This is a genomic window from Polycladomyces zharkentensis (genome assembly GCF_016938855.1).
GTDB classification, from domain to species: domain Bacteria; phylum Bacillota; class Bacilli; order Thermoactinomycetales; family JIR-001; genus Polycladomyces; species Polycladomyces zharkentensis.
This window is the reverse complement of record NZ_JAFHAP010000002.1, coordinates 61102-73705: the sequence shown is the minus strand read 5'-3', so window position 1 is coordinate 73705 and position 12604 is coordinate 61102. Positions and strand designations below refer to the sequence as shown.

14 protein-coding genes are annotated in these 12604 nt (G+C 54.2%); 9 read left to right on the top strand and 5 right to left on the bottom strand.

The genetic code is table 11. The features are described from left to right. Positions 1 to 34 precede the first annotated feature (34 nt). From ssb to JQC72_RS01235, 8 genes are all read left to right on the top strand, one after another. Positions 35 to 487: a single-stranded DNA-binding protein gene (ssb, locus tag JQC72_RS01270; RefSeq protein ID WP_205492315.1), complete on the top strand. Its 453-nt coding sequence runs from the start codon at positions 35 to 37 to the stop codon at positions 485 to 487. A 48-nt stretch (positions 488 to 535) separates the two neighbouring features. Continuing rightward, on the top strand, positions 536 to 763 hold the full coding sequence (gene rpsR / locus JQC72_RS01265; protein ID WP_205492314.1) for a 30S ribosomal protein S18: 228 nt from the start codon (positions 536 to 538) through the stop codon (positions 761 to 763). A 122-nt stretch (positions 764 to 885) separates the two neighbouring features. Further along, a complete protein-coding gene (locus JQC72_RS01260; RefSeq protein WP_205492313.1) occupies positions 886 to 1197 on the top strand; it encodes a MazG-like family protein in 312 nt (103 codons plus the stop codon). A 7-nt stretch (positions 1198 to 1204) separates the two neighbouring features. Beyond that, on the top strand, positions 1205 to 2104 hold the full coding sequence (locus JQC72_RS01255; RefSeq protein WP_205492312.1) for a DUF2232 domain-containing protein: 900 nt from the start codon (positions 1205 to 1207) through the stop codon (positions 2102 to 2104). Between the two features lie 239 nt (positions 2105 to 2343). Continuing rightward, a complete protein-coding gene (locus JQC72_RS01250) occupies positions 2344 to 4317 on the top strand; it encodes a DHH family phosphoesterase (protein WP_205492311.1) in 1974 nt (657 codons plus the stop codon). Next, on the top strand, positions 4314 to 4760 hold the full coding sequence (rplI, locus tag JQC72_RS01245) for a 50S ribosomal protein L9 (protein WP_205492310.1): 447 nt from the start codon (positions 4314 to 4316) through the stop codon (positions 4758 to 4760). Before JQC72_RS01250 ends, rplI begins: the two co-directional genes overlap by 4 nt. Positions 4761 to 4830: 70 nt before the next feature. Further along, entirely contained in the window at positions 4831 to 6177 is a 1347-nt protein-coding gene (gene dnaB, locus JQC72_RS01240) for a replicative DNA helicase (protein WP_205492309.1), read from the top strand. A gap of 373 nt (positions 6178 to 6550) precedes the next feature. Then, positions 6551 to 7837: an adenylosuccinate synthase gene (locus JQC72_RS01235; RefSeq protein ID WP_205492308.1), complete on the top strand. Its 1287-nt coding sequence runs from the start codon at positions 6551 to 6553 to the stop codon at positions 7835 to 7837. Positions 7838 to 7858: 21 nt separating this feature from the next. On the opposite strand, the gene rlmH is transcribed toward JQC72_RS01235, so the two are convergent. The 3 genes from rlmH to JQC72_RS01220 all read right to left on the bottom strand — a co-directional run bounded on the left by rlmH (position 7859) and on the right by JQC72_RS01220 (position 10143). After that, on the bottom strand, positions 7859 to 8338 hold the full coding sequence (gene rlmH, locus JQC72_RS01230; protein WP_205492307.1) for a 23S rRNA (pseudouridine(1915)-N(3))-methyltransferase RlmH: 480 nt from the start codon (positions 8336 to 8338) through the stop codon (positions 7859 to 7861). Between the two features lie 271 nt (positions 8339 to 8609). Beyond that, positions 8610 to 8819 (bottom strand): CxxH/CxxC protein, encoded by a 210-nt coding sequence (locus JQC72_RS01225; protein ID WP_205492306.1) that lies wholly within the window; start codon positions 8817 to 8819, stop codon positions 8610 to 8612. A 97-nt stretch (positions 8820 to 8916) separates the two neighbouring features. Then, on the bottom strand, positions 8917 to 10143 hold the full coding sequence (locus tag JQC72_RS01220) for a S1C family serine protease (RefSeq protein WP_205492305.1): 1227 nt from the start codon (positions 10141 to 10143) through the stop codon (positions 8917 to 8919). Positions 10144 to 10576: 433 nt separating this feature from the next. On the opposite strand from JQC72_RS01220, the gene JQC72_RS01215 reads away from it, so the two are divergent. Beyond that, entirely contained in the window at positions 10577 to 10813 is a 237-nt protein-coding gene (locus tag JQC72_RS01215) for a hypothetical protein (protein ID WP_205492304.1), read from the top strand. A gap of 10 nt (positions 10814 to 10823) precedes the next feature. On the opposite strand, the gene JQC72_RS01210 is transcribed toward JQC72_RS01215, so the two are convergent. Both JQC72_RS01210 and yycI read right to left on the bottom strand, forming a co-directional pair. After that, entirely contained in the window at positions 10824 to 11627 is an 804-nt protein-coding gene (locus tag JQC72_RS01210) for an MBL fold metallo-hydrolase (protein ID WP_205492303.1), read from the bottom strand. 231 nt (positions 11628 to 11858) lie between these two features. After that, positions 11859 to 12602: a two-component system regulatory protein YycI gene (gene yycI / locus JQC72_RS01205; RefSeq protein ID WP_205492302.1), complete on the bottom strand. Its 744-nt coding sequence runs from the start codon at positions 12600 to 12602 to the stop codon at positions 11859 to 11861. Positions 12603 to 12604 lie beyond the last annotated feature (2 nt).

Genomic DNA, 12604 nt, shown 5'->3' with positions numbered 1-12604 from the left:
AGAGAGGAATCGGCGAAAAAAGGAGAGTTGTTACATGCTGAATCGGGTGGTTCTGATCGGTCGGTTGACCCGGGATCCCGAACTCCGTTACACGCCGAGCGGTGTCGCTGTGGCTTCCTTCACCATCGCTGTGGACCGTCGGTTCACCAATCAGCAAGGGGAACGGGAGACTGACTTCATCCCGATTGTCACATGGCGCCAGTTGGCGGAGAACTGCGCCAACTACCTGAAAAAAGGCCGCCTGGTCGGGGTGGACGGTCGATTGCAGGTCCGCAGTTACGAAAACAATGAAGGACGCAGGGTTTGGGTGACGGAAGTAGTGGCTGAAGATGTCCGTTTCCTCGAACCGGCTGGAGGTGCGTCCCGGAATCCCGGCATGGAGGGGGATTCCCAGCGCTTCTCGCCGAAGAGCAACAACGATTTCGACGACCCGTTTGCGGATGATGGAAAGCCGATCGACATCTCTGACGACGATCTGCCCTTCTGATACGGAATCACTGATTGAAATCCCGCTTATGCGAAAGGAGGATGGAACATGGCTCGCCGTCGTGGACACAAACGCCGCAAAGTGTGCTACTTTACGGTGAACAAAATCGATTACATCGATTATAAAGACGTGGACCTGCTGAAGAAGTTCATCAGCGAGCGCGGGAAAATCCTGCCGCGTCGGGTAACCGGAACTTCTTCCAAATACCAGCGGCAATTGACCCGTGCGATCAAACGGGCACGCCAAATGGCGTTGTTGCCGTACACGACCGACTAAAGCGACAGGGGCACAGGCAGCCCCTGTTTTTTTGCAATGGGCGGTGGAGAAGGATGGAAAAGCAGGAAAAGGCGCGCGGCATGTTGAAATCACTCCTCAAAGTTTCCTAAGGAGTGTTTGCCATGAGCCGGCCGGAGCAACATGTACAGATAGCCAAAAGTGTGAAAGTGATCGATTGGTTGAAGACGGAGATGCTGGATCAGCAGGCCAATCTGTTCAAAGGGTTGCATCATGCCAATCAGCATATCATCCTTGACAGTCTGGCCAGTCTGGTTATGGCGACATATGTCATGGCGCGCCGTTTGGGTTATTCCTACAGGGAAATTGATCAGGTTGTCAAACATAAATTGCGCGAGCACATTCGCGAAGGACATCAATTGGAAGAATGGTACGGGGATCTCTCCGCACTGGACGACTATATCAACAAGAGGTGACGCGGTTTTGACGGGACCAACTGATCGGGTACGGGACGGGTTTTGGTTGTGCGCGGCATTCATCCCGCTGTTCGCCTCGCTCTTTACCCCGTTCTCCCTTTTCACCATCTGGCTTTTTCCCCTTCCATTTTTCATTCACACCGCCAAACGCTCGTGGGTTTCCGCCGTTGGATTTGCGTCAGTGTTGGGATTGCTTCTTTTGCTGCTCTTTCATCCGGTTGTGCTTTCACTGGCGCTGTTCGGCATGGCCGCAGGAATCGTGATGGGAGAGCTGTACCGGCTGCCGCGTATGCGCGCTGTGGACGTCGTGCTGGGTGGCTGGATCGTCTCCGTGTTGCTCCTGTTGTTGACATTGGTTATCGCGGAGCAATCATTCCACATCATGGAAGCGTTTCAGTCCGAATGGCAAAAGCAACTGGCGGAAACCGAGCGGATGATGCAGGGATATGATATGGACTACGTGATGCCGAAACTGCCACTTTCGCTCTTCCTGCCTGTCACCTTGGGCACTGTGACGTTCGGTGTCGTGTCGGTCAGTTTCCTCATCGGCAGAAAGTGGTTAATCAAACGGGGGTTCCCTGGTAAATACCTTCCGTCTTTTGATCGGTGGCGGTTTCCCCGGTCTTTCTTTGTCGTTTATTTGGCACTGATCTTGTTCACGCTGTTGAGCAAGGACGGTGCTGGTGGCTTGGCTCCGGCGTTACCCGTCTTTACATTGCTGATTCTGATCCAGGGTTTCAGCTTCCTGGCGTTCGTCTTTCGTCGCCGCGGTTGGAGTCGGGGATGGGTTGTTGCCGTCGCCGTCCTGTCCTTTCCGTTTCCGCTTCTGTTGATGGGGATTCACCTGATCGGCATGATGGATATGGCCTTTGATTTACGTGGAAAATGGAAAGAGAACGGTGAGTAAACCGGTGAGTCCGGTCATTTCAACAGGGGGAAATGTTTTTCCGGGTGTGCGAACCTGAACCCAAGCGAGAGGAGAACGGATTCGCGCGAGGAAATTCCCCCTGGGCAGTGTACTTTGCCAGCGTGCTGCGCCCGGTTTCAACCGTTTTTTGCTTTTCCGGCGCTTTTGGTAAAATAGAACCAAACTGCGCGGAATAAGGTTAAGAACATACAGGAAGAGCGGGTCGAGGGGATGTGACGATGCCGAAATTTATCACTCAGCGCTGGCACGGGTTACACATGGTGCTGTCCATGTGTTTCAGCCTGATGTTGATCGCGCTTCTCTCCATCTACCGTTGGGAATACGGCATAATGGGACTCACTCTCTTTTTTTTCATCGCGTTGATGTTGGTGCGGGCGGAACGTGCGTTCCGCCAAGAGTTTTCGCAATATGTGCTGACATTGTCGAAACGGGTGAAAGGAGCCACCCAGGAAGCGATCGACCATTTGCCGGTGGGTATTTTGCTGTATGATCGCGAACGTCGCATTGAGTGGCACAATCCGTTTGTGCGGCACATGATCCAAAAAGAGGAATTGATTGGGACGTCATTGGACGAGTTGCTGCCTGTACTGAAGTCAGCCGAGAAAAAAGAAGGGGAGTCTTTCAACGTCGGGATCGGCGACCGGACGTACGAGGTCATTCACCACCGGAAAGAGAGACTCTATTATTTCCGTGACGTGACACGATTGGTGCGACTGCAGGAACAATACGAACAGGAACGGGTTGTCATCGGGTTGATGCATCTGGACAACTTCGATGAAGCGGGGCAGGGGATGAACGATCAGGAGCGGAACCTGATGCTGACGGAAGTGACAGGGGCCATTTCCCAATGGGCGATCAAGCACGACATCAGCTTACGCCGTTATGATACCGACCGGTTTTTGCTCATCTTGGAGCAGCGCGAATTAAATCGCCTGATGAAAAGCAGGTTTGACATTCTGGATGTAGTGCGGGAGAAGACGCGAAAAAACAAGATCCCCATCACGCTCAGCATCGGGCTGGCCGCCACGGGCGACACGATGATCGAACGGACGCAAAACGCCCAAGCCGCGCTGGATATCGCATTGGCGCGCGGAGGCGACCAAGCGGCCGTGCACAACGGTGAACGCATCGTCTTTTTCGGCGGCAAAACCAATGCCGTGGAAAAACGGACCCGGGTCCGTGCGCGGGTGATTGCACATGCGCTCGGCAATTTGATCCGCGACAGCGAACAGGTGTTGATCATGGGACACATGGAGCCGGACATGGACGCCTTGGGGGCGGCGATCGGCGTCTTGCGCGCAGTCCGAAAGAATGACCGCCCCGGTTACATCGTATTGGATGAGGATGACCACAACCTGGGGATCGAACGGTTGTTGGAGGCGATTGAGAAACACGACTATCTGCGTGAACGGATCGTCACACCCGAGCGGGCGCTGCAAATGGTGGACGATACCACACTCGTCATATTGGTGGACACCCACAAACCCTCACTCGCAATCGAACCACGTCTGTTGGACAAAGCGGAGCGGGTGGTGGTGATTGACCATCACCGGCGCGGGGAAGAGTTCGTGCGCGATCCGGTATTGGTTTACCTGGAGCCGTATGCATCCTCCACTTGCGAGTTGGTGACCGAGCTTCTGCAGTACCAAAAAGACCGGATCGTCATGGATACGCTGGAAGCGACGGCGTTGTTCGCCGGCATCGTCGTCGACACCAAAAGCTTCGCATTCCGGTCCGGTTCGCGTACGTTTGAGGCCGCTTCATTCCTTCGGCAGCATGGAGCGGACCTGGCAATGGTGCAGACATTGCTCAAGGAGGACTTGGACCGCTTTGTCAAACGGGCGGAGATTGTCAAAAATACGGAAGTGGTATACGATAAAATTGCGATTGCAACGGGCGAGGAAGGTGAACGGTACGACCAGATCCTGATTGCCCAGTCGGCCGACACCCTGCTCAACATGCACGGAATTCGCGCCGCATTCGTCGTATGCGAGCGGGATGATGGAAAAGTGTCCATCAGCGCCCGGTCGCAGGGAGATATCAATGTGCAGGTCGTCATGGAAGAGATGGGTGGCGGCGGCCATTTGACCAATGCCGCCGTTCAACTGGATAACCTGACGGTATCGGAAGCGCGCGAGCGTTTGCTCAAGATTTTGGAGAAGGTGCACGAAGAAGGGAGCGACGCTGAATGAAAGTCATATTCCAGCAAGATGTCAAAGGACAAGGAAAAAAAGGGGAGATCAAGGAAGTCTCCGAAGGATATGCGCGCAATTTCTTGTTTCCACGGAAGCTGGCCGTGGAAGCGACCGAGGGCAATCTGAACGCCTGGAAGGATCAGAAACGGCGGGAAGAAGCCCGACAACAACAAGAACGGCAACAGGCCCAAGCAATGGCTGAGAAATTGAAGGACCTTCAAGTCACCATCCGCGCCAAAGCAGGTGAAGGCGGCCGGTTATTCGGTGCCGTGACTTCCAAGCAAATCAGCGAACAATTGAAACAGGCACACGGGCTGAAAGTAGATAAGAAAAAGATCCTGTTGGAAGAACCGATCCGTTCGCTCGGCGTCACACGGGTTCCGGTGAAACTGCATCCGGAAGTGACGGCGACCGTGGCAGTCCACGTGGTGGAAGAATGAACCGTGCCGATCAGCGCTCCACGCGCGGGTGGGGCGTTTTTTTATGGCAACGGGTGGAGGATGATGGAACATGAGTGAGTTGTTCGCAGACCGTCTCCCTCCTCACAATCTTGAGGCGGAACAGGCTGTTCTGGGTGCCATCTTGATTGATCCATCCTCGTTGGTGACGGTGACCGAGCGGCTTCGGCCCGAGGATTTTTACCGACAGGGGCATCAGCGGTTGTTTCAGGTGATGATCGAACTGTCGGAACGCGGGGAACCGCTCGATCTGGTGACGATCACATCCGAGCTGCAGGACCGGAAGCTGTTGGAAGAGGTGGGGGGCGTCAGTTATTTGGCCGAGCTGGCTGAAGTCGTTCCCACTTCTGCCAACGTGGAATACTATGCTCGTATCGTGGAGGAAAAATCGATTCTGCGCCGACTGATTCGGACGGCGACACAGATCGCTTCCGCAGGGTATTCGGGTGGTGCGGAAGTGGCCGAGATTCTGGATGAGGCGGAAAAACAGATCCTGGACATCTCCCAAAGGCGTCACCGCAACGGATTCGTGCCGATCCGCGACATTCTGATGGAGACGTACGAACACATTGAGAAATTGCATTACAAAAAGGGGGAATTAACCGGGATTCCCACCGGATTTACTGATTTAGACCGAATGACGTCCGGTTTGCAACCATCCGATCTGATTATCATCGCCGCCCGACCCAGTATGGGAAAGACAGCGTTTGCCCTCAACCTGGCGCAAAACGTGGCCATCCGCTCGAAACTGCCCGTCGCCATTTTCAACCTGGAGATGTCGGCGCCGCAATTGGTGATGCGGATGCTGGCGGCAGAGGGCAATATCGACGCCCAGGCATTCCGGACGGGCAATCTGACTGAGGAGGATTGGGAAAAGCTGACGATGGCGATCAGCACGTTATCGGAAGCGCCCATCTTCATCGACGATACGCCCGGGGTGACGGTGTTCGATATCCGTTCCAAATTGCGTCGGTTGCAGGCGGAACATGGACTGGGCCTGGTGCTGATCGACTATTTGCAGTTGATCTCCGGTCGCGGCGGGGAAAGCCGGCAACAGGAAATCTCCGAAATCTCCCGCTCTCTCAAGTTGATGGCACGGGAATTGAATGTGCCGGTCATTGCGCTGTCCCAGTTGTCGCGTGCGGTGGAACAGCGTCAGGACAAGCGACCGATGCTGTCGGACCTCAGGGAATCCGGTTCGATCGAGCAGGATGCGGACGTGGTGGCGTTTTTGTACCGGGACGATTATTACAACGAGGACTCGGAGAAGAAAAACATCTTGGAAGTCATTATCGGCAAGCAACGGAACGGCCCCGTCGGCAAGGTCGAATTGCTGTTCCTCAAAAACTATAACAAATTTCTCAGCTTGGATCTGCGCCATGGGGAGCCGTCGATCTAGAATGAGGCGCTGGTCGCGCCAACCTGAAGCGCTGGACGAGGGCAAATGACGCTTGTTTGGAGGAAGTTGTCCGCAATTTCATCCCTGTGCTTTCCGGGGCTTCGCTCAGCCGTGCTCAGGTATTTGTTTGCCCTGGGAAAGCATTTGCTCCTTCGTGGATTTTCCGGACACGTCCTTGAGAAATTGCCCGCGTTTCACTCGCTTGGAAAATGTGAAATGATAAACGATGGTGTGTGAATCTATTTATCCGAATATATTACATTTATTCAGGTAGAATGTTCGGTTTTGACATTGACACTCTGGCTTGTATTGGGATAGACTATGTAATGTGTTCGGAAAACTGGTGGAAACCGCCGCGAAGGAGGAATGACCCATGTCGACGGTGGTCGTGGTCGGCACGCAGTGGGGAGATGAAGGGAAAGGAAAAATCACCGATTTCCTCGCTGAGAAAGCCGAAGTTGTGGCACGATACCAAGGCGGTAACAATGCGGGACACACCATTGTGTTCGGAGGAAAACGTTACAAACTGCACTTGATCCCTTCCGGCATTTTTTACTCGGACAAAATTTGTGTATTGGGTAACGGAATGGTGCTCCATCCCGAAGCATTGGTGGAAGAGCTGGATTACCTGCACCAGAATGGCGTGTCCACGGACAATTTGCGCATCTCCGATCGAGCGCACGTCATCATGCCGTATCATCTCAAATTGGATAAGGCTGAGGAAACGCGCAAGGGTGCGGGGAAAATCGGCACCACCGGCAAAGGGATCGGTCCCGCTTACATGGACAAAGCGGCGCGGATCGGTATTCGCGTGGCTGATCTTTTGGACAAAGACATTTTTGCCGAGAAGCTGAAACGGAATTTGGAAGAGAAAAACCGCTTGCTGGAGCGGTTCTATGATATGACCGGATTTGATTTTGATGAGGTGTACGAACGGTATCTCGCCTGCGCGGAACGGATTCGTCCGTATGTAACGGATACATCGGTGGTATTGAATGATGCGATCGATCAGGGGCGCCGTGTGCTGTTTGAAGGGGCGCAAGGCGTCATGCTGGATATCGACCAGGGGACGTATCCTTTCGTCACCTCGTCCAACCCTGTGGCAGGCGGTGTCTGCATCGGCTCCGGAGTGGGTCCGACCAAGATCCATCAGGTGATCGGGGTAGCCAAGGCGTATACCACCCGGGTGGGTGACGGCCCGTTCCCGACGGAACTGCACAATGAAATCGGGGATCGCATCCGGGAGATCGGGCGCGAATACGGCACCACAACCGGGCGTCCGCGTCGGGTGGGCTGGTTTGACAGCGTTGTGGTTCGTCATGCGCGCCGCGTCAGCGGCATTACCGGATTGTCGCTCAACTCGATCGACGTGCTGACCGGTTTGGATACGGTGAAAATCTGCAAAGCATATCGGTACAAAGGGAAAATCATCGAAAACTATCCGGCCAATCTGGAAGTGTTGAAGGATTGCGAACCGGTCTATGAGGAATTGCCCGGATGGAAAGAGGATATCACCAAAGTGCGCAGTTACCATGAACTGCCGTTGGCCGCTCAACACTACGTGGAACGGATTACCCAATTGACCGGCATTCCGCTGGCGATCTTCTCGGTGGGACCGGACCGGGACCAGACGATTCAGATGCGGCCCGTATATGCGTGAACGCCTTCGGGCGTTCTTTTTTCATTTGTGATACGTCTCTCCCCGGCTGATTTTGAACGCGCGGTAAATCTGCTCCAATAAAATCAAGCGCATGAGTTGATGGGGAAAGGTCATCTTGGAAAAGGAAAGGAGCATGTCGGCGCGCCGGAGCACCTCACCGGACAACCCGTAAGAACCGCCGATGAGAAAAGCAATCCGGTTCGTTCCGTAGGTACCCAATCGGTCGAGATGAGCGGACAATTGCTCGGAGGACATCGATTTCCCGTCGATGGCCAGCGCAACCACGTAGGCATCGGGATGAATCCGTTTCAGAATGCGCTCTCCTTCCTTGTTCTTGATGATTTCCGCTTCCGCTTCACTGACCGGATCGCGGGCTTGTTCCTCCGCCACTTCCACCATGTCCAGTTTGGCGTAGGCGGACAGGCGTTTTGCATACTCGTCGATCCCTTGTTTGAGGTAACGTTCTTTCAGTTTCCCTACGGCGATGATTTGAATGTTCATCTCTGTATCTCCTCACTTGAAAACATTCCCCCTTCTCTTATGAGGGGTTAGACTGCTGACAAAGTTCCGCAAGCCGTATCCCATCTCTGCATGTAGCTGGCATCTCAAGTTGGTCGGGAAACGGCTTCAGCTATTTACTACAGTTTATCATCTGAAAACCTTCCTTTTGGGGGTTCGCCTATAAACAACGGGTAAATAAATGATTTACTGCTTTGTCAACAAAAGCGCGGTGAGCGCTGATCTGCCACCTTCGTCAACATTCCCCCCCGTCTCATGTAGAGGGGGTTTCCGCTTCCGTCGTCCAAGTCAGTACATAATCGGCCGTTTTGCCACACCAGTGGCACACAGCGGGGGATTCCGCACGGACAGTGGGGTCCGGCCAAGGCAATATGGTGGGGGCGACGGCAAAATCATCGACGATTCCGTCGATTACTACATCCATGTGTTCTTCACAGGCAAATCGATACGAGGATTCCGGCAAGGATTTCACCTCCAAGACATACTTATCCACAAGTTATCCACATTATCCACAGGCAAAACCCCTGCCGCCACACAGGGTTGACAGGGGTTGTTTGACATTACGATGCGGGTTGTTCTGACAAGCGGACCGTAGCTGACTGTTTGCTGCTGCCGCGGTAGTACGTGATGGTAATCGTGTCGCCCACTTTTTTGTTGTTGTAGAGGTATTTGCGGAATGCCGCGGCGGTGCGTACCGGTTTGCCATCCACGGCCACGATGACGTCGTGTGCTTCCAATCCCGCCTGATCGGCCGGTGTTCCCGGTTGCACGTCCCGGATGATGATGCCCGATTTCACGTTGTCGGGCAGTTGCAGTTCCGACCAATATTCCTGGGGCAAGGCCTCCAAATCCATGAGGTTGATCCCCAAGTATGGGCGAATCACCCGGCCGTGTTGGATCAGATCCTGAATGATCGGCTTGGCTTCATTGATCGGAATGGCGAAACCGAGACCTTCTACACCCTGTTCCGCGATTTTCAGTGTGTTGATGCCGATCACCTGTCCGGCTGCGTTGACGAGAGCGCCGCCACTGTTGCCGGGGTTGATGGCCGCATCGGTTTGAATGACGTCGATTGCCGTCGTTTCATTCACTTGAATCGAGCGTTTGGTGGAGCTGATGACACCCACGGTGACCGACTGGGAAAAGTCGAGTCCCAGGGGGTTGCCGATTGCAATGGCCGGTTCCCCGGGTTGTAACGTATCGGAGTTGCCCAGCGTTGCGATGGTTTTGATCCCGCGTGCCGGAATTTCCAACACCGCCAGATCCGTGACCGGATCGGCCCCCAGTATCTTGGCCGTCAATTTGGCGCCGCCGTTATCCTTGGGCAAAACCACCTGCACTTTTTCCGCACCGGCAATCACATGGTTGTTGGTGATAATGTGCACATTGCCGCCGACTTTTTCGAAGATGATCCCCGATCCCGTTCCTTTTTGCACGGTTCCCGGGTTGAATGGATCACCGGTTTCTTGCAGGTTGACCACACCCACCACCGCCGGGCGCACTTTTTTGGCGGCATTGATGATGTCTGAATTGACGCTTACGCTGACATTTTTCTGTGTCCCCGGCGCGTTTTGCAATTGCCTGTCATTTGCACCATACGGAGTCAGCCAACCGCTTTGCATCAGAACCGTCATCGGCAACAACACCAGCAAACCGCCGATCAACCCGGACACAAGGGCGATCAGCCAAACGGATGCCCGTCGCGGACCATTCTCCCCTTTCCCTGATCCACCGTTTCCGGCAGGGGGTGGCGGTCCCGGAGGTTGCGGCGCGCCACCGTGGTTCATCGGCTCGGATGACCTGTTCCCGCCTTGGGGTGGGGGATTGAACGAAAACTGCGGACGAAACGATGTTGGATCATTCGACTGACCCGGACCCTGTGAATGTTGTCGAAAGTCCAATGAAATCCCCGCCTCCTCACTGATTTCTCGCGATCGTTTTCATTATGCGAATGGTGCAATCATATTATACTAATCGGGAACTTGCGTCAGGAAGATGCCCGCGCGGTGGGTGCGAGATATTGCTTTTTTTGTCATATTGAGTTTATACCATATCGTCGGAGGTATAAACTGAAAAAATGATGAAACTGCAGACAAAAGGTTCTGACAGCCTGATCGTCTGCAGCCGGGCCTGTTTTGGTGAAGAAACAATCAACAGGCGGAACCGGTCATCGTATCCAGCATGGGTGGTAACGCATCAAGCAAAGGAGGGAAACGACGGATGTCTCAGGATCGACGACCGCCGTTGACGCCGGAAAATCGACGGTGGGCGGAATGGAGCGTAGGTGCGGAGCTGGCTGATGTCAAACAAATGATCTATCATGATTCTCTATTGATTACGGCATTGATTGAGGAACTGATCGACAAGCGGGTGATCACCCGGGAAGAACTGGTCGAGCGCGCTTGCCGTCTGGATCGGGAGATGATGTCTCCCCGGCAACAAAATGAGGACGGATGAACCGGGGAGATCAAGTCCGTTTTTTCAACACCGGGCGGAGCGGAGTGGGTTGATCATGACGGGTTTCCCACAGTCGCACATGACGCCCGACGGAAAAATCGGCTTCCTCCAACATTTGCTTCACTGTCATATGGGCCAATTCGGTCAAATTGTTGTCCCGGCTCAAATGCGCCAAATATACGTCCTCTCCGTTCCCCGTCAAAATGTCTGCCAACGCTTCGCCCGCGTCTTCGTTGGACAGATGGCCGACGTCACTCAAAATCCGGCGTTTCACATTCCAGGGATAAGCGCCCATCCGCAGCATTTCCACGTCGTGATTGCTTTCAAAGATCAGGACGTCCGCACCGGATACGACGTCTTTGATGCGCTGGTTGACATACCCCGTATCCGTCACCAGGGCCAATACGTGACCGGCATGCTCGAAACGAAAACCGACCGGTTCAGCGGCATCGTGGGACACGGGGAAGGTGTGGACGGTCAGGTTGCCGATTCCCCATGTGGTGCCGGTTTCGAACACGCGACGGTTACGTTCGTCGATGACCCCCACGCTGGAAGGCAACGCCTGCCAAGTGGGTTCGTTCATATATACGGGGATGTTGTATCGACGGGAAAACACACCCAGCCCTTTCACATGGTCGATGTGTTCATGTGAGACAAGCAAGGCTTGGATGGAAGCGGGGTCCACACCGATGGTTTTCAGGTGTTGTTCCAGTTGTTTTCCGCTGAGTCCCGCATCCACCAGCAAACGGATTTCATCCGTTTCCACATACACGGCGTTGCCGGTGCTCCCGCTGGCCAGTATGCTAAACCGCATATGTATTCCCCTTTTACGTTGTTTCAACTCGTTTGCATCTTTTCTTTGCTTGCTCCACTCGTTCTGAAAGGAAGCAGAGCAAGGCTGCTTGGAACCGGGGAGCGCAGGAACAGGAAACGCTCAAGAGAAATTGTCCGCGATGAAGTTCCTGCGCTGTCCGGATCAATACGCAGTCAGGCTTGGTCTTCGCTCATTTGAAAAACGTCTGTTTGATTGAATGATCCGATACGCCTAGACGGGAGATTCGACGGCTCCCGTCAACGCGTTGACGTAGTAGGTGTCGGGAGGGTTGTTTTTGTCCTGAACCACCACGCGCCATACGGGAGACAGCACCATCGATTCCGCATCGTATTGCTGCCCGTGATACCCCAATTCGATGGTGAGGATCCGTGCTTCCGCGGGCACCTTTCCACTTTCGATCAGATTGAGCAGGGCGACATATGCCGGTGTCACCCGTTGCCGGGTTTCTTCCGCACGGATGGACAGCGGCGTCCATCGAATGTCGGTCAACCGGCCGTTTTTCAGATTTGCTTCCACCTTTCCCTCAAACAGGGGGTATCCTTCCCACGTTTGATAATAAACGCGGTTGCCCGATTGCGGCAACACCGTGTCGGTGCGATAGGTGGAAAAGTTTTCGATCTCCCGTCGGAGCAATTGGTTCAAATCGTCAGGTCGGGATGCCGACGGAGGGGTATAAAAATGTTTGAGATAAGCCCCGTCCGTCCGTTCCCACCCGTCCCCCGGCTGCTCCAAGTGTGCCTCCAACAGCGGGATGGTGGGCTGTTCTTCAGGGATGGACCGCCGGAGTTGAATCTTCTTGTTGGCCAACAATTGTTTCAGGTCCTTCATCGTGGATTGTGCCACGTTCAGCAGACGGCTCCGTTCTTGTTGGATTTCCAACAACTGAACGGCCAAAAAAGCGTTCAAACAGAGGAAGGCGAGTATCAGCACCGTTTTGGCTCGGTTCCAATCCATGA